General features: G+C 47.3%; 17 protein-coding genes and 2 tRNA genes. 6 read left to right on the top strand and 13 right to left on the bottom strand.

Features of this window, described 5'->3' with window-relative positions:
• Window positions 1-137: 137 nt before the first annotated feature.
• Window positions 138-3,218 (bottom strand): ankyrin repeat domain-containing protein, encoded by a 3,081-nt coding sequence (locus tag KBW69_RS15075; RefSeq protein ID WP_257281394.1) that lies wholly within the window; start codon window positions 3,216-3,218, stop codon window positions 138-140.
• A gap of 333 nt (window positions 3,219-3,551) precedes the next feature.
• Here KBW69_RS15075 and KBW69_RS15070 point away from each other — a divergent pair, with 333 nt between their 5' ends.
• On the top strand, window positions 3,552-4,808 hold the full coding sequence (locus KBW69_RS15070) for a hypothetical protein (RefSeq protein ID WP_257254556.1): 1,257 nt from the start codon (window positions 3,552-3,554) through the stop codon (window positions 4,806-4,808).
• A gap of 58 nt (window positions 4,809-4,866) precedes the next feature.
• Here the strand turns inward: KBW69_RS15070 and KBW69_RS15065 are convergent, their stop codons facing one another.
• The 5 genes from KBW69_RS15065 to KBW69_RS15045 all read right to left on the bottom strand — a co-directional run bounded on the left by KBW69_RS15065 (window position 4,867) and on the right by KBW69_RS15045 (window position 6,994).
• The gene (locus tag KBW69_RS15065; RefSeq protein WP_257254555.1) at window positions 4,867-5,181 is read right to left on the bottom strand and encodes a TusE/DsrC/DsvC family sulfur relay protein; all 315 of its coding nucleotides are present in this window, start codon (window positions 5,179-5,181) and stop codon (window positions 4,867-4,869) included.
• Between the two features lie 3 nt (window positions 5,182-5,184).
• A complete protein-coding gene (gene tusB, locus KBW69_RS15060; protein ID WP_257254554.1) occupies window positions 5,185-5,472 on the bottom strand; it encodes a sulfurtransferase complex subunit TusB in 288 nt (95 codons plus the stop codon).
• Entirely contained in the window at window positions 5,472-5,831 is a 360-nt protein-coding gene (gene tusC / locus KBW69_RS15055) for a sulfurtransferase complex subunit TusC (RefSeq protein ID WP_257281393.1), read from the bottom strand. Before tusC ends, tusB begins: the two co-directional genes overlap by 1 nt.
• Window positions 5,832-5,833: 2 nt before the next feature.
• On the bottom strand, window positions 5,834-6,226 hold the full coding sequence (gene tusD / locus KBW69_RS15050; protein WP_257252807.1) for a sulfurtransferase complex subunit TusD: 393 nt from the start codon (window positions 6,224-6,226) through the stop codon (window positions 5,834-5,836).
• Window positions 6,227-6,322: 96 nt separating this feature from the next.
• The gene (locus KBW69_RS15045; RefSeq protein ID WP_257252809.1) at window positions 6,323-6,994 is read right to left on the bottom strand and encodes a Bax inhibitor-1/YccA family protein; all 672 of its coding nucleotides are present in this window, start codon (window positions 6,992-6,994) and stop codon (window positions 6,323-6,325) included.
• A gap of 238 nt (window positions 6,995-7,232) precedes the next feature.
• On the opposite strand from KBW69_RS15045, the gene KBW69_RS15040 reads away from it, so the two are divergent.
• Window positions 7,233-7,323: transfer RNA gene (locus KBW69_RS15040), tRNA-Ser, on the top strand.
• Window positions 7,324-7,411: 88 nt separating this feature from the next.
• Window positions 7,412-7,502: transfer RNA gene (locus tag KBW69_RS15035), tRNA-Ser, on the top strand.
• Between the two features lie 230 nt (window positions 7,503-7,732).
• Here KBW69_RS15035 and KBW69_RS15030 read toward each other — a convergent pair.
• The 3 genes from KBW69_RS15030 to KBW69_RS15020 form a co-directional block, all read right to left on the bottom strand.
• Window positions 7,733-10,363 (bottom strand): TatD family hydrolase, encoded by a 2,631-nt coding sequence (locus KBW69_RS15030; RefSeq protein ID WP_257281392.1) that lies wholly within the window; start codon window positions 10,361-10,363, stop codon window positions 7,733-7,735.
• A gap of 1,531 nt (window positions 10,364-11,894) precedes the next feature.
• On the bottom strand, window positions 11,895-12,209 hold the full coding sequence (locus tag KBW69_RS15025; RefSeq protein ID WP_257254723.1) for a hypothetical protein: 315 nt from the start codon (window positions 12,207-12,209) through the stop codon (window positions 11,895-11,897).
• Between the two features lie 103 nt (window positions 12,210-12,312).
• Entirely contained in the window at window positions 12,313-13,251 is a 939-nt protein-coding gene (locus tag KBW69_RS15020; protein WP_257281391.1) for a LysR family transcriptional regulator, read from the bottom strand.
• A 102-nt stretch (window positions 13,252-13,353) separates the two neighbouring features.
• On the opposite strand from KBW69_RS15020, the gene KBW69_RS15015 reads away from it, so the two are divergent.
• Genes KBW69_RS15015 through KBW69_RS15005 form a run of 3 tightly spaced genes read left to right on the top strand, consistent with a single transcriptional unit; the run spans window position 13,354 to window position 16,236 of the window.
• The gene (locus tag KBW69_RS15015) at window positions 13,354-14,364 is read left to right on the top strand and encodes an NADP-dependent oxidoreductase (protein ID WP_257281390.1); all 1,011 of its coding nucleotides are present in this window, start codon (window positions 13,354-13,356) and stop codon (window positions 14,362-14,364) included.
• Window positions 14,365-14,382: 18 nt separating this feature from the next.
• Window positions 14,383-15,540 (top strand): iron-containing alcohol dehydrogenase, encoded by a 1,158-nt coding sequence (locus KBW69_RS15010; protein WP_257281389.1) that lies wholly within the window; start codon window positions 14,383-14,385, stop codon window positions 15,538-15,540.
• Between the two features lie 18 nt (window positions 15,541-15,558).
• A complete protein-coding gene (locus KBW69_RS15005; protein WP_257281388.1) occupies window positions 15,559-16,236 on the top strand; it encodes a type 1 glutamine amidotransferase domain-containing protein in 678 nt (225 codons plus the stop codon).
• 178 nt (window positions 16,237-16,414) lie between these two features.
• On the opposite strand, the gene KBW69_RS15000 is transcribed toward KBW69_RS15005, so the two are convergent.
• The 4 genes from KBW69_RS15000 to KBW69_RS14985 all read right to left on the bottom strand — a co-directional run bounded on the left by KBW69_RS15000 (window position 16,415) and on the right by KBW69_RS14985 (window position 22,931).
• The gene (locus KBW69_RS15000; protein WP_257281387.1) at window positions 16,415-17,146 is read right to left on the bottom strand and encodes an SDR family NAD(P)-dependent oxidoreductase; all 732 of its coding nucleotides are present in this window, start codon (window positions 17,144-17,146) and stop codon (window positions 16,415-16,417) included.
• Between the two features lie 138 nt (window positions 17,147-17,284).
• Window positions 17,285-18,385, bottom strand: a complete 1,101-nt coding sequence (locus tag KBW69_RS14995) for an enoyl-CoA hydratase/isomerase family protein (RefSeq protein ID WP_257281386.1) — start codon at window positions 18,383-18,385, stop codon at window positions 17,285-17,287.
• 158 nt (window positions 18,386-18,543) lie between these two features.
• Window positions 18,544-19,833: a 2-hydroxycarboxylate transporter family protein gene (locus tag KBW69_RS14990; protein ID WP_257281385.1), complete on the bottom strand. Its 1,290-nt coding sequence runs from the start codon at window positions 19,831-19,833 to the stop codon at window positions 18,544-18,546.
• A 296-nt stretch (window positions 19,834-20,129) separates the two neighbouring features.
• Window positions 20,130-22,931 (bottom strand): insulinase family protein, encoded by a 2,802-nt coding sequence (locus KBW69_RS14985; protein WP_257281384.1) that lies wholly within the window; start codon window positions 22,929-22,931, stop codon window positions 20,130-20,132.
• Window positions 22,932-23,058 lie beyond the last annotated feature (127 nt).

Here is a 23,058-nt window from a genome sequence, read left to right as displayed (position 1 = left end):
TTTAAATAGAAGTTAACTGGCAGCACGGTTTACGAATGCCGCGACCGCACTGCGTAACAGACGGGTAGTGATTTGCAGGTTCCCTGACACTATCAGTTATTACTGTTTTAACCACTACCTCAAGTACAGGATTACCTTCATGGCAGCAGTTTTTTATAGCGTCCAAATTGCAGCAGCGCTGCCAGCACCTTATTATTGAAAGGCTTATTGACATGCATTTGCTGCAGCCTGAAATGATGATTTGTTATTGAGTTCTTGTCCAGGCAGCTATTAATGTAATCAGTCAGGGCTTGATCGGAAGGGTCAAGCGCTGCGAGCAACGCCTTTTTCTCAATACCACCCAGTTTTTCTGCCTTATGTAACAGGCTCATAATGGTGACTGGCCTCAAATGCAAAGGCGATGGTTGAGGGTCTGCCCATACAAAACTCAATGCTCCATTTTCAAAGCCTTCGGTCCTTATCTTGTCAATATAAGAGAGTGCCTCTGCATAGCGGCCTTTCCTGACAAAGTTTGACAATGTTTTAAGGACTTCATTCTCGGCACCCTTTCTTTCCATCTGCAGCTTGCAGGAAAAGGCCAGGGCTTTTAAAGCCTCCAGTGGCACTCCCATGTCCTGAGCCACTGGCGTATTTCCATAGGGAAGGAGAGAAAGATGGGCCTGGCCATTTTGCAACAGGGTCGAGGTCAGATTGGCGCCTTCACTTAACACCGGGAACCGGGAGCTTTGCACCAGTTTATTGAAACTTTGCCGTGGCAAACTGGGCATAAGACACAGTAACCATTGGCTCTTGACCGTGGCCCTCAAAGAGGCCCAGTCCTGCTGATCCCGAAAGTCAATCAGTGTAAAGCCTGTGGTGCTCGCGATTTCTTTTAACGAACTCGTTCCACTTTCATCCATATATTCATCTCCCTCTCTATCTTTATCCCTGAAAGCGCTGACCGTGGTGGTCACCACCACTGGGAGAGCATCCGCCAGCTGATCCTGATTCATTTTAATAGCACTAAGCCAATTGGTTAGTATCGTTTTTTTATACTGCCGCGGAACAGTATGCAAACCATAAACTACCGCAGTTTGTATTTTCCCGTTGGTAGATAAATCACAAAGCTCATCAATCGCAGAGATTAATGTTGCTTGATGGCTATCGACGGATTCAGTGGATATTTCCGTTCCCTGTGGTTGCAGATCATCGCTGGGGATAATGGAGTTTGCCGGTAGATGCAAAGGGATGATATTACAATCAGGCATTGCATCCTTGTCGTAAATGGAAGTTGTGGGAGATTTATCGATGAAAGTAGATCTCGAAAAATTGCAAGGCTGTGACCACTGAGGGTATTCGTTATTTTTATCATTCATTTTAACCGATGCTTTGGTATCCGAATACATCGTTTCGTGTTCAGAAAAAAAACGATAGGGTTTTAAAGTAATGTAGGATTCTTGTATGTATCCCAATTGCCAGTAAAGCATTTCAGGTCGGAAAAATGAAAGGGTAACGGCTGCATTGATTTTATTCTCCCTTCTAAGACTACAGCTTGAAATGATAACTCTCGTGTCTTTAATATAAATTTCCTGAGTGCCCGGCTTAAGCTTTATTCCCGGCAGTAAGTAAGCCAACATGGATAATGCTATACGCTGTTTCTTTATGTATCTTATCTGCTCTTTATGATTAAATTTTTGTCGTGTAATGAAATCGCTGAAATCCGGAGGTGACAATTGTGCATAGATAGTTTTGGCGCCCAGGGCAACAAGAGCCTTAATCAGTCCAACCGATGCTGCGGTATCACCCATAGCCATGAATTGACCTTTTTTATCTAAATTTTCTTCAATGATACAATGTACATAAACGCCTACTTCCTGCAACCCACTTAACAAGGCTTTAACTTGTGGCAGATATTTGCTGGACAATGATCTGTCGGCAAAACTGTTATCGGGCTGATCCGATAAATTGTCTCTCTTGGTATTTTTATTGAAAATTTTATCTTCTTCCTGCTGCAAGGCCTGTTGGAATAGTGTTTTATCGAAATTTTTCACCGGGCAAAAAGGCAACTTCACTTTCTCCCGGGCATCTCTGATCAGTTTTGCACAGGCACCATTTTCTTTACTCTCAAATTCAGAGGCATACCCCATTTTCGTCAGTTGTTTTATGACGAACGGCTGCTCGAGAAGATATTTTAGAATTTCATCATGGCCACGTTTTATAGCTAACCGGGTTAGTGGCTCCAAGTCATTTAAATCACCTTCTTCAGGTGTGAAAGCGTCTGGATAGGTTTGCACAAGCCATTTTACACAATCCAACTGGCCACACTCTACCCCATAGTGAAGAAGGTTATAGGGTTGAAAAAAAGTACCCGCAGTTTTTGCACTGTTAATAATAACTTCCGCACACTGTGTATGACCATTTTCTATCGCCAACCCGATAAGGAAATAATTGCCAACAAACACATTCCGGATACTTTCATAATCAAGCATGGCCATCAAACCAGCTTTATTTCCGTATTGAGCTGCCAGGTGTACCGGTGTAGCTCCTGATTTGTCTGTTGCCAGCAACTCTGTTTCCAATAATGACAAACTGGGGCAATTATCCAGAAAAAATCTCAAAAAATGGTTTTGTTCCTCTTTGGCTGCGATATGCAGAGGTCGTTCGCCGTTATTATTTGTTGCCTGCAACAGGTGTTGTGCCCTACTAACTAACAGTCGGCATAAGTCATCATGGCCGTGTAGCACTGCCAGATGCAGGACTGAGTTACCTTCTTTATTTTTAACAGCTAAAGCAAGGGGGTTATTGGTAATGCATTCTTTTACGCTTTTTGTATCACCCTGCTTTATCAGATTTATAAAGACTTGCGGGGATGAATTATCCAAAAGGTTGTGCTGACGACATTGCGCCTCCTTCGAAGAGACTTGCAGTTCTGTCAACTCCATCATCATTTGTTGCATCAGCACATTATTATATGAATTATTTGATGCCAAGAGTGCTTTTTTATTTTCGGGCCTGTAATAAGGGTGACCAAGAATGGAGCGAGCCGGTTTCAGTTTTACCCTTTTTGTGGTGCATAAGCCTTCAGATGGCACAGTGCTTTGCGTACGCGGAGTTGTCTCGCTCTGGACAAAGGGTATTCTTCTAGTCGAGGCTGTTACGGGATTATGCTTTTCAGATGTGGTTGTATCAACACCTTTCAGGTTTAGTGGATTGGATGACGCCCCTCCTGTTGGCAGCATTGTTTTTTTCCTCCTGAAAATATTGCCCACATCAGCCAGCTTTTATTAGACACGCTATCTTTTTACGACAACTGATGACTCAAAAAGTTCTGACTCAGGGAACTTCTATTCGATACCGGGAACAGCCTCACGCTCAGAAGTGACCAGCCAACCTGCTAAAGGGATTAAGCGCCCGATTGAGGACGCCCTGAAAAATGACAATATGACTGCCAATTTATGAATTGAACTAAGTATTAATATCTTGGTCAAAGTAAATAATCACAAACTTTTTATAAGTTCAAACTGAATAAAGTTTTTGATCTTATTACTGACTCATAGACATGGAGAGTAATCATGTTTAAAGGTATGGACACTGCCAATTCACACGTTCAGATGGCAGAACAAGGCATAACAGAACAAACTCCCCCTTGTAAACCTGAGGATGGCTCACAAAGCCATGACATCGCCCCTTATCTGAAGACCGACGGCAACGGAGTCCGCGAACAACAAACCGTCGGTCTTTCGAGTCGTACCGTGACTGATTTGAAGACGCCTTCCAGGCCATATCCCGGCACTTCCAAATATACACCAGTCCATATGGATAACAATCCCCGGAGCAATTACTGTGCGACCTATGCCAATATACCGCATGGCGTTGAACCGAAAACTGTCCGGATCGGCAACCAGAAACTGATGACGCTGGATACTTCGCAACCCTTTGTTGATCCTGCCCAGGCTACAAAAAGGCGCTTTTTGGATTTGTATAATTTCAGCTTTCTGGCTAATTTTTTAAGCAAAAACAACACAATCGAATGTATTGTGGATATTGGCTGTCACAACGCAAAACTATCCCTGTTAATGCAAAACTACCTCAATGAACAGGGATTCAGGATCAAAGTTATTCCTGTGGATGTGCGCAATGATTACGCCAATGAGGCTAACGATGCCAAGCCACTCCCCATAAACCTGATCCCGGCTCAGGAAATTGCTGACGCTTCACCGGCGACCACTTTGTTTACCGCTATACACCCTTTTACCGGCTCAGGCTCAGTTGCAAAACGACTGAACAGGGAGATTACAGAGGGAATGACTGACTTTTATCTGACCGCACTGATAAAAAACAATCCCGGCTGCTTTGTCCTGACCACTGAAGACCCTTATGTATCCTCACCGCAGCGCTATATTCCCCCGGAACTGCTGTACACCAGACATTATCACGCATTCGCGAATTTCTTTACTCCTGAGGCTACTGCGACAGAGACTGCCATTCGTGAGGCAAAAGCCGCAAGAATGAATGCAGAAAACAGTGATATTCACCGGTTAAACCAGTTGCTGGCAAAACTTCCTGAACAGCGGGATAGCTACCAAGCTGCGATCTCCACGTTGAAAGATCAATTACAACCGGAAATGCTCAGAAACCCTGATCAATGTTGGCCAGACTACATCTTCAGGAAGTATCTTCATGAAAGGTCACGTATCGAGAATTTTAGATCTTTCAATGATATTAAATATGACGCGGAAAGAAATGGATTGGAGCTGCGCTGCTGGCATGTCTATCGTCAGGATGTCAGTGCCTTAAAAGTTGCCAGCCAGGCGGCTAAATCAAATTGAAGCTATGGAAAAGCTGTCGACCAGACAGCCCGGTTTTGCGGTGGGGATACACAAGCTGCTAGAAACAGTTTGTAGGTCTGGGCAGACCTGCAATTCTGGCAGCCAGTTTGGCGGGGCTGCCGGGAAACAGCTTCATCAGATAGAGACTGTTACCTTTCTCTTTTCCCAGCTGGTTGGCAACGTATTTCACAAAAGGTCTTTGACTGGGAGCGTGTTCAAATTGCTGATAATATTCCCTGAGCAGATTAAGGATTTCCCAGTGTTCATCGGTCAGTTCAACATGGTCTTCTGCTGCCAACTGACCAGCGACCTCTGGATTCCAGTCACTAAGGTTGACCAGATAGCCGTCTTTATCAAGCTTCAAATCCGACATATTCTAAAACCAGCTCACCACTTTATCGTTGGCCACCGTCAACTCAACAAATCCCTGATAGTCCACCATATCGATATCCAGATCGTCTCTGTTCGTCATTCCCCGGGCCAGAACATCCGCCTCCAGCACATAGACGGCTATATGCCTGAGGAGATCAGACAAAACATCACTGGCTTCATACAAAGCGTAAACGCCCTCTTCCAGAAGCAGAACACTGTCACCCGGATTAAGGGCTCTCAGGCACAGTTCCAGGGGTTGTCCGGCTTTATTGACCGTATGTAAAGTAGCCATCAGAAACTCAATACCTTATCTTGCTGTGCCAGGAAAGATGCCACCGCGTCTCCTTCCAGAAGCGTGTACAGAGGTAACAACTGCTCGGGATCAAGATGACGCTCTGCCAGCGACTCTCCATCCACATAAACCGTTTCAATCCCATAGAGTTCGAGAGATTGGAACAGGGATGAAAGTTTTTTCTTTTCCAGCTGCCCGGGAGATTGTCCGTCCAATATCTGATAAACACCATCACCCATCAGCAACAGACTGGTTGGGATCTCATAGGAAGCAGAAACCAGGGCAGCGTCCAGCGCTTCTCTGGCAAACTGGCCACGATAAGGGGCCTGAGTTGAAATAATGCAAATAGATTGACTCATGCTCAGTCTCCAAAAGTCACCAGACGATCAGCTTCAACGGTCGCTTCGAGTAACTGACCTAATCCCGAGAGTTCATACCCCTCCCTGAAATTGCTGGCTGGCAGTTCATATCTTTCAGCTTCTTCAGTATTCACCACACCTCTGCGAAGAGCCGCTGCGATGCAGACTACCGCATCAATACCCTGCTCTGTGATCAGCTTTTGCCATTGCTCCGGCAGATTCACCTCATCCTGTGGCGGTGAAACCAGGCTGGAAGCATTGTGCACTCCATCCTGATAAAAAAAGACTCGAATGATCTCATGGCCCGCAGCCAGCAAGGCCCTGGCAAAAGAAAGTGCTGTCAGAGAAGACTGCCCGGTACCGGAAGCACCGTAGACAGCCAGTGCATATTTCATTCACAGACTCCCGTCTACAAAAAGTTTCTATAACCGTCACTGGTGCAAAAAAAATACCCCGGGAATACCGAGGTATTTTCATAAATTACTGAATACTTAGTCGTCAGACATGCCCAGCAGAGAGAGCAGAGCAGTAAACAGGTTGTAGATATTCAGGTAGAGAGAGACGGTAGCGCGGATGTAGTTGGTTTCGCCGCCGTGGATGATACGGCTGGTGTCAAACAGGATGAAGCCGGACATCAACAGCACAATAGCAGCAGACAGAGCCATGGATGCCGCCGGGATCTGGAAGAAGATCAGGGCGATACTGGCAATCACGGCCACAATCAGGCCCACCATCAGGAAGCCTCCCATAAATGAGAAGTCCTTGCGGGTAACCAGCACGTAGGCTGAGAGGGCAAAGAACACAACGGCTGTTCCGCCCAGCGCCTGCATCACCAGAGAAGGACCATTAGGCAGCGCCAGATAGAAGTTCAGCATAGGCCCAAGGGCAGCACCCAGAACGCCGGTGAAAGCAAAAACAGCCACCAGACCTTTGCCTGAGTCAGCGGTTTTATTGACAACAAAAATCAGACCAAAACCTACCAAGCTGAGCACCAGGGCAGTGATACGACTGATTTCCAGTGCCATAGCCACACCCGCAGTAAAAGCACTGAACAGCAGTGTCATACCTAGCAACAGGTAGGTGTTGCGCAAAACACTATTGATTTCAATGCCGCTGCCAACCTGTGTCGGCCTTGACGCTAAAACGGTGGATTTGCGTTCCATTTTTTATTCCTCGCATTGGGGCTTATATAGGGAGTATACCAGAGCTGAACACACCGGCTATATCGAGATTCTCTTTTTACAGGATGCCCACAGTACCCCGCAGGCATTACAAAACCGTAACAGCCGTAACTTTTTTCCGGTGCCATGCCGTAAAGATTTTTCCAATCAGGAGATATTCTTTGGTTTTCAAGGGTTTGACAGTTGATCGTTTTCAGGTAATATTCAATCCCGTTGCTGCGGAGGGATGGCTGAGCGGTTGAAAGCACCGGTCTTGAAAACCGGCGTGGGTTAATAGCCCACCCAGGGTTCGAATCCCTGTCCCTCCGCCACTTCTCAAAGTGCAGTAACATCCTCGGGGTTCAGCTGGTAAAAATCGGGTTGTTGCCATGTTCGTTGCTGCACTTTCAAACCTCTTTAGGTGGGTTGGCTGAGCGGTTGAAAGCACCGGTCTTGAAAACCGGCGAAGGTTAGTAGCCTTCCCAGAGTTCGAATCTCTGACCCACCGCCATTTATTGTCAGAGCGTCCAGAGCCCCGCTGATTAGTTGGCGGGTTTCCATCATTTACAGCATTTCTGCTTCTGACATCGCTATTAGCCTGCCTTAAGTGAAGACCCGGCATCTACAAAGCTTTTCAAGATACTTTGAGCCTATACATTACCCTCAGACGGAATTTGACTTTCCAACACAGTCGCTCGGAAAACAGAGATCCCGGGAGTCGTCGAAAACAATAAAAAAAGTTCAATCAACGTCAAATAGGGAGAATATCTTCCTGGCATTACGGGTGCTTGCAGCAGCAATCTCTTCTGCATCTACACCCAGCACTTCGCTCAGTGCATGGACCACATAGGGCAGATTAGCAGGGACATTATCAACTCTTTTTTTATTATCCGTCTTAGGATTATCTTTTCGGGACATCACCTGAAAGGGGCGTAAAAATGGTGCATCCGTCTCAATCATCAGACGGTCCCGCAGAACATCCCATCCAACAGTACTCAATGCTTCCACCAGATCTCTGTTATTGTTACCAGCAATCCATCCGGTAATTCCAATGGAGCACCCCATATCGATGTAATCTTGAAGAGCCTCGCCATTGCCGGTAAAACAGTGAACGCAGGCCATGTTTTTTGCAGGCAGCTGCCCAATATAACCCTCCAGAATTTCCTTGAAATCGTCATGGGCATCACGCTCATGCAAGAACAACGGTTTTTTCATTTCCACAGCCAGTGCCAGCTGCTGCCGGAAAGCCTCTCTTTGATCTCTCTCATCTGAGAAGTTACGGTCGTAATCCAACCCGCACTCACCCACTGCGACGCAGCGACTGTGATCTTTCTCAAGTATTTCTTTTATCGCCGGGATACCACCGTCTTTTAAAAAGTCTTTGGCCTTGTGAGGATGGCAACCCACCGTATAGTATAAAGAACATCGGGAGGCGTCAGAGGAAACGTCAATAGCTGTTGCCTGACCAGTTACTCTGTCTGACACAGGAGAGGATTCCACCCATTTCATTACCTCATCCTGAACCTGTCCAGATATTGGGATAGAAGTACCGGTTATAATGACGGTGCCGACCCCCGAACGGACAGCATCAGCCAGAACTCCACTTAAGTTATGAAATCTGTTGTTACCTACCAGATTGGCACCAATATCTATCAGCGGAGTATCGTACCGGGGCCTGACCGCCAAAGGTGTCAGCTTTACTTTTTTTCCTGGTGCAGGATTTAACTGAACACCGCCAAAATCATTACCTCTGGTAGAATCATTCAGCTGCAAACTGGCCCGTGTTGAGGACTGCCGACGTCGGAACTGCTGTCCTATGTCGACTTTAGCCTGCTGCCCCTGAACTGTATCCGGACGAGAGTTATCACGATAGCGGGCAGCGCAGGGTGGATACCCGGCAACAGACCTGCCTGTGGAACCTGAACGCTTTTTCTTTTTGCTTTTCAGTGCTCTTGAATCGCCGACCACCTGCCAGCCCCCTCCTGAACCGTTCACGTCAGCGTGAAGACTGACATTTTGTACATCTTCCTTGTGAGCAGCAGCTTGCTCTGAAGGAACAAATAGAGGGCTCCACTCCTGGGACAGTTCTTCAGGAACCATACCAAAGACCAAAAACATATTACGTACGAATTCGTCTTTTTTTTCTGGCCGAGTAAGTTTTAGTACCTCAACAAGTTGTTCTCTGGCTTTAAGGGTAAAAGTTCTTAAAAACTCAAGTTGCACACGAGGAACATCTTTTAGTAAAAAAGCGTGTTCCGGGAACACTTTTCTTAAACGTTCCGCAAACATTGATCTTATAATAACCAAAGCGGTAAACATTGCCCTAACATTTTCAGCTCCTGATGATTCATCGCCAGAAATATCTAATGCCAGTTTTTGAAGTGCTTGATGACTTCGACCCTCACGTAATCTATTCATGTTAGATCGGGTAATAAAAGAATATTGAATATGGTCCGGATAGCCCCACATAATAGTGTATCCCTCCCCCTGATCGTTAATATCCGGCAGACCAAAGTTATACTCAGCATAAATATCTCTGGCTAATCTATTAAACATCACTATTGTTTTATATTCCGATGGGACAATTTCTTCTTGTAGAGAACGACCAGTTATTTTAAACACCTGATAAATAAAATTAATTAGGCTTGCTTTCTTTTGTTGGGTTAACCCTGAATAATAAACCTGATCCCAGTCATCTGACACCAAGAGATCATTACTCTTTAAGTAGTGCAGTAATTCATTTCTGAATAGTTTTAATGCAACCTCGCTCTCATATATATTACTGTATAAAGCAAGCGATTTAATAATTCTCGTCACCTCAACATAATCATCGCCCCCCTGGGATTTTGCCAGTTCACCGACTTCTGAAATAAGGTGGTAAAGTTCTAAATTTCCTTTTGTAAATTCAACCCATTTCGAATGGAATTTACTTAGATTATTTTTGTCTGAAGCAAGGCCATGAGATAAGAGGTTATAAAGCTCTGGCAAATTACAGAAATCATTAGTGCGAAAATAACCCCCTCTCTTTTTTTCATTGAATCTCAAACTTTGGAACCATCGAAATACATGGATTGCTGAAGTATTAAAATCCTTTGCTTCAGACACCGGCATTTCTTTATCTCGTCTTATCGCAGCAAGCGGTTCTTCAGTCGCTTCCAGCTCGACCAGATCAGATTCACGATTCAGGCATTCACGGCATTTATTGAAGGCGAGTACAGGTTTCCTACACTTTTGGCATAACCCAGCGTTTGGAGACCCACCCGACCCATCGTCTCCCCCACTATTCCTTCCTCCACGGCTGCCTTGATTGTGCCGACCATAGTCTCTTTGAGATTGGGTATAGGTGGGTGGTTGCATACCAAGGCCGGCCATTTCCTTTTCAACCTGACTGGTTCCTCCAGAGCAACCGGTCCCAGTGGGGCAATAGCCCGGAAAAACGGACACACTGCGTAATTGTTCAGGACTTAAAATGAAACCTTGCTGTGCATAACGACTGTAGTCTTCTGTTTGTAATGGTTGTGCCCGGTTACTGTCCAGGTAATGATTAAATGCAGCTTCCGGATCATCGGGGCTTCTGGACAATGCCAGAAACAGTTCTGAACTCCGTTCAAGATTTGCCCTGCTTATCCTGTCCCACAGTGCCTGCGAAATAATGATCGTCTGCTCATTCCAACCCTGTTTAATTTTGAGCACAATCCGGCTATCCCAGATCCGTTTTTTAACGGTCTGGCCGTCATTGTCAGGCATCAGGACCATACTGCTGACCAGTTCACTCATCCATTCAAAATAGTAAAGTGGGGCCATCCCGTTTCCCGGCCTTTTCTTGAATAAATCGTCAAAATCATTCCCACCACCAAAACCGCCACCACCAGAGCTTGTGAATGACTCATGGTTATCGGCACTATCAGAAGCTACGGGTATAGCCAAAGCTCCACTTAAACGGCTTTTGTCTTCAGGATGGTCAGGCTCATTTTTTAGAGTCTCTGTGTTACGGAAAATAATATCGACAGATGATTTTTTTTTGTCACCGAAATTATGACCGTCGTGAACACTGCTATCCAAAGACGACGGTGAACCAGTGCTTTCTGAAACAATACCGCTACATTCTGGCTCTAAAACCCATCCACTCTCATTGTCTTCAATGGACAGAACCAAGGACTGATTACCTGGCGGTAAACGCCATCTGGCCAGGTACTCATGCTGCCAGCGATCACTGTCTGGTGCCAATGCGATCAGTCTTACTCCCCCGTTTTGCATATGAGGCATACTCTGGCCCGTCAAAGGCTTTGTAATGACCGGTGGGTAGGGCAAAGTTCCCGACGAAAATGCGGGAGGAGTTCTGAAACAAAAATTAAACAGGTCGCCCGGCTGGCTATTCAGGACGATATAAAGCTGATTGTCCTCTAGTTCAGAAACTGTCTTGATGTTCTCGTCAACCGTCTTGCCACCATAAGCAAGAAGGAGAGGCGGACCGCTACCTATAAACGACAGCTTGCTAATCCCTTCCGATACCGCTGTCCTTTTTTCAATGGCTTTGGAGGAACTCAACCAACCAGTCCAGCTCAATAGATTGGCATAAGCAGCACTGTAGGCATCAAACGGCAAAACGACAGATACTATGAATAAGAAAAACAGATGAGTCATAGTGAGAAGTCTTGCCGTTTTCATAATTGGATTTGCCTACAGGCTTTATTGATGAGGCATAACAATAGACCTTAAATTTGAAGATGTTTAATTTATCCCCCGTTTATTTTAGTGCCTTTCAAAAACGTTAGCCCTTCCTAAAAATGACAGCAGACAAAAGTTTACGCTTGGTTGGACGTACTCACCCTTCATTCCCGGCCATTAAAAAAGCCCCTGATCAGCATAAAAGTGGTCAGGGGCTTTTTTTATTCTGGTCATCTCAATCGTTCTTCAACAACTCAAGCTGCATGATGGACTGCTCAAACCCCTGACGGGCAGCCAGTTCATAATAGGCTTTAGAAAGCTCTCTGTTCATGGGGATTCCATGACCCATCTGGTACATTCTGGCCACCCAGTGCTGTGCACAGTCCAGCCCCTTGTCAGCCTCAGCTTTGAGCACCTCAAATGCTTTGGCATACTCTCCTGCGATATAGATGGCCAGACCTGATGAGCAGCGTTGATTATCTGCCACCTGTTCAGCCATCAGAGGCAAAGGAAATAAAATCAGCAAAAGTGCCAATCCGTTAGCTTTCATTTCAAACACTCCCTGTTTGTTCCAAGCACTTCACATAGTGACAGAAAATTAACAAAGAAACGAAATTTTTATGCTCACATGCGCTTAATCAATCACAATGTGTTCAAACCTTGCACTCGAGATGAAGCCGATTGATCTTTTGGGTCAGCTCTTCATAGACCAGCTGCCTGAACCAGATATGAGCAGGCTCTTTCATATACCTCTCATGCCATATGATTGAGTAGGTAAAAGGCTTTTGCTCCATGGGAAAAGGCAGTATTGCCAGCCCATAGTGATGAGCGCAGCTTCCCACCAAACCATAAGGCGCTGTCAATATATAATCGGTATTGGCAACCAGAGCCAGTGCCGCAATAAAATGCGGTACCCTCAGGGCAATTCGCCGGGACAATCCCCGCTCTTCCAACAAATAGTCGACAGCTCCCTTTCGCTCTCCTCCCATGGTGATCAATGCATGGGAATGACTGGCATAGCGCTCAATATCCATACCCTGCTCCACCAGAGGGTGAGAATCTCTGACAACACAGACAAACTTGTCCTGACCTATTCCTCGCCCATGAATCATTGCGGGTGCGTCGGTGATAGAGCAGGTTGCCAGATCGACATTCTGCTGATCCAGTTCATGGAGCAAATGCGAGCGCCAGGGCACAATTTCCAGCGAAATTCCCGGAGCCTCCCGACTCAACCTCTTTATGACTTCAGGCAATAACACATGGGCCCCGTAATCTGAAGACGCCAATCGAAAGCTATGTTCAGACTCTGCTGCTATGAAACGGGGAGGTTCAATTAACTGGCTGATATCTTGCAATGATTTCTGCAAACCCAGAGCGATATCCTCAGCCCGTGGAGTGGGCGCCAGCCCCTGGGGAGTTCGAGTGAATAGAGGATCATCAAAAAGTACCCGGAGTCTGGCCAGACTGCGGCTGATGGCAGGCTGAGTCAGATTTAATCGACCGGCAGCACGGGTCACACTGCGCTCCTCCAAGAGAACTTGCAAGACCGGCAGCAGATTTAAGTCAGAAGACGACAGATTATCAACAGGCAAAATCATTACTCACAATCATGACTACTATAACGATGATGCATTGGAGTCATATTGATTACAACGATAAATTACCTCTTAACTATCGTTTCAGGATTTCGGTTCATGTTTATAGAGAAAAGTCACGAGATTCACCTTGTCAGACGCCCCGAGGGTTTGCCTGACAGCAGCTGCTTCAAGCTGGTCTCTCAGCCAGTTGCAGAGCTGAAAGAAGGTGAAATTCTGGTTAAAAATCTTTGGATGTCAGTGGATCCCTACATGCGTGGACGCATGATCGATCGTAAAAGCTACATACCTCCTTTTGCTTTGGATGCCCCTCTTGAAGGCGCAGCCATCGGAGAAGTCGTAGAGTCAAGAAACCCATCCCTGCCCAAAGGCAGTAAAGTGTCCAGCATGAATGGCTGGCGAGAGTACTTCATTTCTGAGGGTCAAGACCTTCAGCTATTACCCAAGACACAGGTTGACGATCAGGCCTTCCTCGGAATTCTGGGTATGCCAGGTATGACAGCCTGGACGGGGTTAACACAAATTGCTGAACTGAAGGAAGGTGATCGTGTTTTTGTTTCTGCTGCATCCGGCGCTGTGGGGTCCACAGTCTGCCAGATTGCAAAGCTTAAAGGTTGCTATGTTGCCGGCAGTGTTGGCTCCGATGAAAAAGCACGCTACCTGAAGGAAGAATTGAAAATAGATGCTGTCGTCAATTACAAGGCCGCCCCCAATTTAGCCAATGCCATTGCCGAAGCCTGCCCTGAAGGTATTGATGTCTATTTTGAAAATGTTGGCGGCCCGCACCTTGAAGCCGCTCTCGACCTCATGAACGATCATGGTCGCATAGCTGTGTGTGGCATGATTGATCAGTATAACTCAACCTCTCCTGTTCCCGGACCGGCTAACCTGTCACAGATGATTGTGAAAAAATTAAAAATGCAGGGTTTTATTGTGTTTGAGCACTGGGACCACTACCCCGAATTTGTTCAACAAATGAGCCATTGGATACAGGAAAGCAAGATCTCCTGGAAAGAGACGGTTTTTGAAGGTATCGAGCAGGCCCCCGAGGCTTTCCTGGGCCTCTTCTCTGGCATTAATACCGGCAAAATGCTCGTTAAACTCAGTTAATTAGAATCAGGATCATTTATGAAAAACTTTTCGTTTCACAACCCAACGCGCATTCATTTTGGCAAAGGCATGATCGCCCGTATTACTGATGAAATCCCGCGCAATGCCAGAATCCTGATCACCTATGGTGGTGGTAGCATTAAAAAGAACGGCACTCTTGATCAAGTCAGGGAAGCCCTGAAAGACCACCCATCCATTACCGAGTTTGGTGGCATTGAACCAAACCCTTCTTTTGAAACACTGATGGAAGCAGTCGCTCTGGCAAAACAGGAAAACATTGATTTCTTGCTGGCGGTAGGCGGTGGCTCAGTGATTGACGGCACAAAATTTATTGCCGCCGCTATTCCATTTGAAGGCGACCCGTGGACCATTCTCAGTGACAAAGCCAGGATCCACCAGGCCATTCCTGCAGGCAATGTTCTTACCCTTCCAGCCACAGGCTCGGAAAGCAACTCCGGGTCTGTCATTACCCGCAGAGCCACGAATGACAAGCTGGCCTTTAGCAGTCCCGAAGTCTATCCACAATTTGCGGTGCTGGATCCGGAAACCACTTATAGCCTTCCCCAAAGCCAGACCGCTAACGGTGTAGTAGACGCCTTTGTTCATGTAATGGAGCAGTATCTCACCACCCGTGAGAATGCACCTGTTCAGGATCGCTATGCCGAAGGTTTACTGTCAACCCTGATTGAGCAGGGCCCGGTGGTTCTCAAACAACCGCAGGATTATGAATCAAGAGCCACGATCATGTGGACTGCAAACCAGGCCCTGAATGGTCTGATTGGCATGGGTGTGCCCCATGACTGGTCTACTCATATGATTGGCCATGAGATCACCGCCCTGTTTGGAGTGGATCACGCCCGGACACTGGCGATCGTGCTTCCCTCTGTCATGCATGTCATGAGAGAAGAGAAAGCGTCCAAGCTGCTTCAGTATGCCGACAGGATCTGGGGCATTAAGGAGGGCAGCGACCAGGAGAGGATGGATGCAGCCATCGACAAAACCCGTGATTTCTTTGAACAGATGGGCATTGGAACTCGTTTGTCCGATTATGGCATCGAAGAAAGCGCCATCGCCGACCTTGTTGATCAGCTGAAACGGCATAAAATGACTGCGTTGGGAGAAAAACAGAACATTACTCCTGAAGTAGCCAGCCAAATTCTCAGGCATGCCGCCTGACCATATGGAGATGAACTTATGAAGGTGCTATTCGTCCTGACCTCCCATGACAAGCTGGGAGACACGGGAGAGAAAACCGGTTTCTGGATCGAGGAGTTCGCAGCGCCCTACTACGTGTTTGCGGATCACAATGCTGAGATAACTCTGGCTTCCCCTGCGGGAGGACAACCGCCTGTTGATCCCAAAAGTGCCCTGCCAGACTTTCAGACGGTTGCCACCAAGAGGTTTGATTCTGACAGTGCCCTGCAAGATAAACTGTCGAATACCGTCAAGTTGTCTGAAGTCTCTGCAGACGACTATGATGCCGTCTTTTATCCGGGTGGACATGGTCCTTTATGGGATCTGGCCCATGACAAGCACTCCGTCGCCCTGATAGAGACATTTGCCAAACAAGGGAAACCAGTCTCTGCCGTATGCCATGCACCAGCCGTCTTGCTGAATGCTGTGAAAGGAGACAATACACCGCTGGTCAGTGGCAAGCGAGTCACTGGTTTCAGCAACAGCGAAGAAGCCGCTGTCGGGTTAACCGATGTCGTGCCCTTTCTTCTGGAAGATGAACTCAAAAATAAAGGGGCTGAATACAGTCAGGGAGATGACTGGTCACCCTACTGTATCACCGATGGTTTGTTGGTAACCGGACAAAATCCTGCCTCTTCAGAAGCTGTTGCAGAAGTTGTCTTGTCTATGCTCACCTGACGCTATCAACCTTCAAAGCCTGCTTTGGCAGAAATTTTCCATAGCGGGCTTTGAAAATTTCCATGCCCATCTTTCAATGTCAATTGTGAAGTAGCTTTGTCATTTATGCCCCGGGCTTTCCGGGAGGGGCCGGATTATTGCTCAGGGTATGATCACAAAGTATCAAATTTTCGAACAACTACCATGGAATCGAAGAGCCATCGTAAGCCAGGAACTGACCACTCTGCCCAGAACTTAGACGACGAATAACTTCCAACATCTGATGGACTGAGTGATTTGAAGAGAAGAGTTTTTCAGGTGGAACATTTTTTTTAAATGGCTCGGTAAGCTGAGTATCAACCGTGCCCGGATGCATGGCCACAACACAACCATCAGGCTTTTTCCTTCGCCACTCATGACTGAATGTTTTCAACACCATATTAAGAGCCGCTTTCGATGCCCTGTAACTGTACCAGCCACCCAACTGGTTATCTTCAATACTGCCCACTCTTGCAGACAGTGCAACAAATCGGGGGCAATCACTGCCCTTAAAATTATTCAGGAAATAACGCGCTAAAAAGAGAGTGGATAGAACATTGACCGCCATTGTCTTGTGAAAAAAATCTGCATCTACCTGAGTAATCGATTTTTCAGGCATCTGAGTCGATGTATGCAACATCCCCACGGCATTAATAATCCAGTCAATTGGCCCAACGCTATTGGCAAGTTGTTCTACAGATTCCGCATCGGTAAGATCTGCCTTGCGCCATAAAACGGAGTTTTCGAGGTGTTTATCTTCCGGGGCGTTTTCGAAACCTGGAGAGCCTCTGAAAAAAGTAGCATGCACTTCCGCTTGTGGCATTACACGTACGATCTCTTCGACGAAAGACCGGCCGATTCCGCCGCTGCCACCAGCAACCAATATTTTCATAAAAGCCTCAACTTGATGAGTTTTACCTCCTACGCATCCGGGTGAGTATCCGGATCACATTTTATGCGAACGACTCACCCTGAAGGAGCGAGCTTCAGCTTATGGCTCAACTCGCTTTGAGCCAGCTATCGGCTCACATCAGAGATTAGACAGTGGGTTGGCTGACTCTCCCCAGGGGGGGGCAAACATATCTGCTACTTTTTCCTGAGTCACCTCTTCAATCACCGAATAAGTCCATTGCGGCTGATTATCCTTGTCCACCAGCAGTGCCCTGACGCCTTCCTGCAAATCACCTTTCAGCACACAGTTGATAGAGAGTACCAGCTCACTCTGAAAGACTTCTTTCAAAGAGTCATAGCGACTCCTCTTCAGTTGCTCATAGGCAATCACAGCTGATAGAGCCGAGCCGGTCAGAGCTATATTTCGTGCCTGCTCAAGCCAGCTGTCTTCCGTTTCCAGCGCTTTCAAATCGGCAATGATTGCCGAAAGGTTTGACTTGCCCATCATACGGGCAATCAGATCGCGATGTTCCCTGATTTTAGAATAAGGCAACCAGCCAGCACTGTTATCCGCATAATACTGAACGACGTCAGAGGCCACCTGATAATGATCTTCAGACCAGTCAGCTGCCTGAAGTGATTCCAGAACTTTTTTTCTAAAGGCATGATCAATAAATCGGTTAGCCAGTCCCAGATACATGGCGTCTGCAGGGTTTAAACGACATCCGGTCAAGGCCATAAACAGACCTATTTTGGCGGGCAAGCGATTCAGAATCCATGAACCACCGACGTCCGGATAAAGCCCTATAGTAATTTCTGGCATGGCCATGACAGAAGTGTCGGTCACGACCCGGAAGTCTGCTCCCGCCATCAGGCCAAAGCCCCCCCCCATAATCACCCCGTTACCCCAGCAGATCACCGGTTTGCGGTAGGTATGAATCAGGTAGTCAAGACGATATTCTTTTTCAAAAAACTGAGCCGGGGCACTGGTATCCCCATCAATGACACTTTGGCTTAGAGAACGGACATCCCCTCCGGCACAAAAGGCTTTTTCCCCAGCAGCCTGAAGAAAAATACAGACGATCTTGCTGTCTTCCTGCCATTCATTTAATCGTTCGTAAAGACTGTCTAACATGCCCTTGTCAAGAGCGTTAAGACTGCGTTCAGCATTGAGTGTAATAACACCGACCTGATGCCCGGAAGCTGTATCAAGCCTGTCAAACAGGACCTTTTCGGTCATTTCTTCTTCTCCTGCCATGACCGGCGATAAACCGGTCAATCGTTATCCTATGCTTGCCCGGGGTCACTGGACAGGCAGTTCTCTCAGTGATCCACTATATGAGACCATCGCGGGCTTTTCAAACCCGGATAATGATCACAATACTGCCTGAACCTGATCTACATCAGACCCAGCAGCGCAGTCGCCAATAGCAAAATAAAAGACCCCCCTATTCTCGAAGAAATCTGAGCATAGGGCATGAGATACATACGACGACTGGCTGATAACACCGCCACATCTCCGGTTCCCCCCATATTGGCCATACAAAGACCAGCTGTTACGGAGGCCTCTATGGGATAAAAACCGAGGATTTTTCCTGTCAGGCCCGCCCCCAGTACCGCACCCATCACAGTAGTCACCACCAGAATGAAATACTGGAGGGAGATCATTTGTGCAACCTGATGCAGGTCCGTAAAGCCTATTCCTATGCAGGCCAGTAAAGCCGGCGTCAGAGACATCACCATAAAATCACCCCATAGAGCCGCCCCTTCTTCAAAGCGGGAAGGTAATATTCCCAGGGCTTTGACAAGGCCAACAAAGAAAATCATCAAGGCGTAAGGGTGCAAAGAAATGAAGTGACTGAGCAGATAGCCCACAACATAGAAACTGGTTGCAACAAACAGTCCGGTTCCCATCTTTGCCAGATCCGGAATACGCTCGACTCTCTCTTCATGGCGGACAGCCTTCTGGCTTTTCATCAGTTTGCCATTACCTGTTAATCCGGGCTTGATTTTGCCCAGCTTTTCAAGCATTCCAGCTGCAATAATGGCAACCAGATTACCCAGTACAACGGCCGGGACCATTTTTGACAAAACGGTTGCGGCGTCGGAGCCTGAAATGTTGGCAAAGATCTCCGCCAGCGGTACGGCTCCTGCCCCCATTCCGCCCCCCATGATGGGCAGACCAACATAGAAAACAGCTTCAACAAAACCAGTGCCAATGAGCATACCCGCGAGCCCTGCCAGCGTAATGGCACCAAGAACACCACCGACAACCACCGGCAAATACCAGAGTGCTGAACGCAGCAGCAGCCGCCTGTCCATTCCAAACAAACTGCCTGTAATAAGGCCTGATATAAACAAAGCGAGAAAACCCTGATTTCTGACGAAATCAGCGATTCTGGTAAAGAGTTCGGTTGGAATGCCCCCTGTCGCTACCAATAGGCTGGAGCCAAAAATGACCACAATCGGCCCTCCGCCCAAATAGTTGCGAACCCAGTCCAGATGCTCGCCAAGGGCGTTCAGCACACCGCCCAGTGCCATAAGAAAAGGAATCAGTCCAACCATGCCTGCTGGCAGACGTCCCGTGCAACCAGCAGCAATCACAACAACACATAGCAAACTCAGCCAGATCAACACCCCTCGCCGGGGTGATTGCCCCCCTGTCATCTGCTGCAACAAGGTTTCCATTAATGAACGCTATCCGTTAGTTTCAGGATGTATCTAACTAATAGCAAAGTTCAGGAAAATTGTGTTTTTCTTTCAGGGAGACATTCCATTCAGGGAGAAAAAAACAGGAGATTTTAAAAGTGGGAAGGGAGTAAAGATAAGACTCAAAACGGCCTTATGTATTCTCTCCACAACTTTCTGTGCCGCTGTCTGGTCAGCACATGAAATGCAATCTAATTCGTCAGGACAGTCTACATCCAATTATTTTTTTTGAATAAATCCAAGCCAGACAAATAGCCTGGCCTGAATAAGAAAACTCAGTTTTTATTAGCCGTCTGAGCCTTGCCAATCGACTCAACGATCAATCTTCCCTTGTCTTCAAGAATGGTATCCAGCGCCTGCTGAATCTCTTTGACGGAGACCGTTTTCACCTCTTCAGCAATCGACTTCTGGAAATCAAAGTCGGCTTCCTGACCGTCCAGAGACTGCCAGAAACGGGAGCTGCGCTCATCCAGATTGGCATCTTTTTTCAGAAGATCACCCAGCAAGCCCTGACGATACTGCTCCAACTCTTCATCGGTCAGGGATTTCATCCTCTCTTTCTGGCCCAGCAGAAATGCCTCTACCTTATCCTCTATACCCTCTGGCCCAAGCACGGGCGACTGCACCACAAAGATCAGGCCGGGATGACGTTCAACAGGACGGGGACCGGCAAAGACGATGTAACCCAGCTGCTGCTCAGTCCTCAACTGATTGAAGAAGGGGGTCGCCAAGAGTCTGCCCAGAAGGGAGTAGACAGCGCGATCTCTATCATCTGTGCCAGGACGCTGGTAGTAACTGACGTACAGAGAGTCATTATGGTTAAAGTCAGCCTTAATGGTACGCTTCCTGTCCTTCAGCAGATTGAGTGGCTGCCAGAACTGACTGCCACGGTTATCGTTCGTCAGCAAAGCTTTTTCGACCTGTTCGGCCAGCTTCATGCTCTCTTGAGAACTGAGATTACCGTGAACCAGCATTTGGATATAAATCGACCGGTAGAAGTCACTGGCAAACTGTTTAACATCACTCAGGGTGACCTTTTCCGCTGTCGCCAGCAGAGTCTGATCATCACGATAGTGGGGATAAAGCTCCTGACTTAAACGATCCATACCCAGTTTATAGGGAGGCTGAAACTGTTTGTTTTTTAGCCTTCTGATGAGCAGTGCCTTCTCTTGATCAAATCCGGCCTGATCGGGGTTGAACTGTTTGATGGCCTTGAGAATGTCGTCGAGCAGAAGTGCCTGCTTATCCTGATACCCGGACAGGGCAATGGTCAGTCCTTCCCGACCGGATGATACACCGTAGTTCAGCCCCGCTTCTTTGGCTGGATAGCCGTACTCATTCAGGCTACGCCTCAAAAGGATACTGTAGAGTTGCATTTCTACGAGATCGTATTCCGTTCCGGAAGCCTTCTCTGAAGATATTTTGATGCGAACATTGGCTTTGGGCACTTCAAAGCTGCTGTCTGTCATACTCCAGACTTTAAAGCCGGGTTCTTCCAGTAGTACCCCGGGTGCATCATCCGAACTGCTTGCTCGCAGTTTCAAATCCCTGGCAATGAAGCCGTTCGGCTCGGGAATGGTCATTTCTGCATGAACCTGAGGCGATAAAAGCCGCTTCACCAGAGTATCTGCCAAAGGCTCAATGCTGTAATGAGTCTTGAAATAGGGCTCGACCTGATCTGTGTCAAGGTCTCTGGCAATAACAACCTGTCTCATGTTCGAAGGCTTCATTTGATCCAGCAGATCACTGATCAGCTTGCGATCAAAGTCCTCGTACAGATAACTGGCCCGCAGAATATCCTGAGCCGGGATATCGTGAATACGAGTAGCCAGTCCGGATGCGGTCTGCTGCGGATTAGCATCTTCCTGGTAACGAAAGCCCAGATCAGCCAGCTGGCGAGCTTCTTCATATATCCGGGACTCCAGACCCTCTTTGCGAACCAGGTCCAGATAATCAAACACCTTGGCAGTCATCTCGTCTACCTGCTCCAGACCTTTTGGGGTCAGCTCCATACGCACCGTGAATTCACTGTATTCCCCCGGTACATGGCTGGAATAGGAGGCCAGAGATTCAATCAGACCACGCTCTTTCAGATAACTGTGCAGACTGCCCTCGCCTTCATAACCCAGTATTCTCGCCAAATAGCCCAAAGGCTTCTTGCGATAATTTTCATGTTGGCTCGGCATTGGGAAGCTCAAAGAAAGCGCCCGGATGTCTTTCAGAGGCACCAGGTGAATACGAACGCCCAGCTGCTCAGGTGTATAGGGAACCAGGCCAATATGAGTGTCTGGCGACTGACCTTCAGGTACTCCTGCAAATGACTCCCGTAACCATTTTTCCAGAACATCCGTTGATTCTTTGCCATAGATAACAACACCGATATTCTCAGCGACATAGTAGCTATCGTAGAACGTCTTCAGATCTTCCCAGAGAGATTTACCGTCTTCATTGGAAAGGGTTTCCAGGCTGCCAATATTGAAGCGACTGCGAGGGTGCGCCGGATTCGACGTCGCATTCTGAGCTGTCATCAAGCGCCAGCCATCCTCATTGGCATGAAGCTTATATTCAGAGTCCACCGCATTACGCTCACGATCAACATAAGTCGGATCCAGCGTTGGCGAGACGAAAAACTGTGCCAGCTGATCCAGCGCAGGTCTCAGTTTGTCACTGTTAATGTCGAAGAAATAGTTGGTTCGGGTATCCGCCGTATAGGCATTGGCAGAGCCGCCATTCGCGCGGATGTATTCAAAATAACCGTCTGTTTCCGGGTACTTTTCATTGCCCAGAAATAACATATGTTCAAGAAAATGAGCCAGGCCCAGACGATTGTCCGGGTCCTGAAAGCTACCTACTTTCACATCCACTGCCGCAGCGGCCTTATCCGTATCCGGATCAGAGATCAGCAGGGCCTTGAGACCGTTCTCCAACTCGACAAAACGGTAGTCACGATCATCTGCCGGACTTTTCACCACCACCTGGCTTTTTTCCATTGCATCTCGTTCAGCTGTCACTGTACACCCACTTACCAGCACCGTTGCCAGCACCCCGGCAATCAGAGACATGTGCTTTAGTAGCATAAAAATTTCCACACCTTTTAAAGGCCTTGATCCCAACTGAATACTTTCTGCAGACTGGGCCAATTATCAAGCACTGAGACAACCAATTTACCATCCTTTTACTGTTTGCAAAGATGCTCGTTAAAAG

Origin of the sequence: Endozoicomonas sp. ISHI1 (genome assembly GCF_024606225.1) — a bacterium.
GTDB lineage: Bacteria > Pseudomonadota > Gammaproteobacteria > Pseudomonadales > Endozoicomonadaceae > Endozoicomonas_A.
This window is presented reverse-complemented; position numbering and strand designations above follow the sequence as displayed.

What these genes read in the sequence shown, in the direction of transcription:
- KBW69_RS15070 (WP_257254556.1), top strand. Translation starts at nt 3,552, where the DNA reads ATGTTTAAAGGTATGGACACTGCCAATTCACACGTTCAGATGGCAGAA.
- KBW69_RS15030 (WP_257281392.1), bottom strand. Translation starts at nt 10,363, where the DNA reads ATGGCCGGCCTTGGTATGCAACCACCCACCTATACCCAATCTCAAAGA.
- KBW69_RS15015 (WP_257281390.1), top strand. Translation starts at nt 13,354, where the DNA reads ATGTTTATAGAGAAAAGTCACGAGATTCACCTTGTCAGACGCCCCGAG.
- KBW69_RS15005 (WP_257281388.1), top strand. Translation starts at nt 15,559, where the DNA reads ATGAAGGTGCTATTCGTCCTGACCTCCCATGACAAGCTGGGAGACACG.
- tusB (WP_257254554.1), bottom strand. Translation starts at nt 5,472, where the DNA reads ATGGCTACTTTACATACGGTCAATAAAGCCGGACAACCCCTGGAACTG.
- KBW69_RS15075 (WP_257281394.1), bottom strand. Translation starts at nt 3,218, where the DNA reads ATGCTGCCAACAGGAGGGGCGTCATCCAATCCACTAAACCTGAAAGGT.
- KBW69_RS15000 (WP_257281387.1), bottom strand. Translation starts at nt 17,146, where the DNA reads ATGAAAATATTGGTTGCTGGTGGCAGCGGCGGAATCGGCCGGTCTTTC.
- tusD (WP_257252807.1), bottom strand. Translation starts at nt 6,226, where the DNA reads ATGAAATATGCACTGGCTGTCTACGGTGCTTCCGGTACCGGGCAGTCT.
- KBW69_RS14995 (WP_257281386.1), bottom strand. Translation starts at nt 18,385, where the DNA reads ATGACCGAAAAGGTCCTGTTTGACAGGCTTGATACAGCTTCCGGGCAT.
- KBW69_RS15010 (WP_257281389.1), top strand. Translation starts at nt 14,383, where the DNA reads ATGAAAAACTTTTCGTTTCACAACCCAACGCGCATTCATTTTGGCAAA.
- KBW69_RS14990 (WP_257281385.1), bottom strand. Translation starts at nt 19,833, where the DNA reads ATGGAAACCTTGTTGCAGCAGATGACAGGGGGGCAATCACCCCGGCGA.
- KBW69_RS15045 (WP_257252809.1), bottom strand. Translation starts at nt 6,994, where the DNA reads ATGGAACGCAAATCCACCGTTTTAGCGTCAAGGCCGACACAGGTTGGC.
- KBW69_RS15065 (WP_257254555.1), bottom strand. Translation starts at nt 5,181, where the DNA reads ATGTCGGATTTGAAGCTTGATAAAGACGGCTATCTGGTCAACCTTAGT.
- KBW69_RS14985 (WP_257281384.1), bottom strand. Translation starts at nt 22,931, where the DNA reads ATGCTACTAAAGCACATGTCTCTGATTGCCGGGGTGCTGGCAACGGTG.
- KBW69_RS15025 (WP_257254723.1), bottom strand. Translation starts at nt 12,209, where the DNA reads ATGAAAGCTAACGGATTGGCACTTTTGCTGATTTTATTTCCTTTGCCT.
- tusC (WP_257281393.1), bottom strand. Translation starts at nt 5,831, where the DNA reads ATGAGTCAATCTATTTGCATTATTTCAACTCAGGCCCCTTATCGTGGC.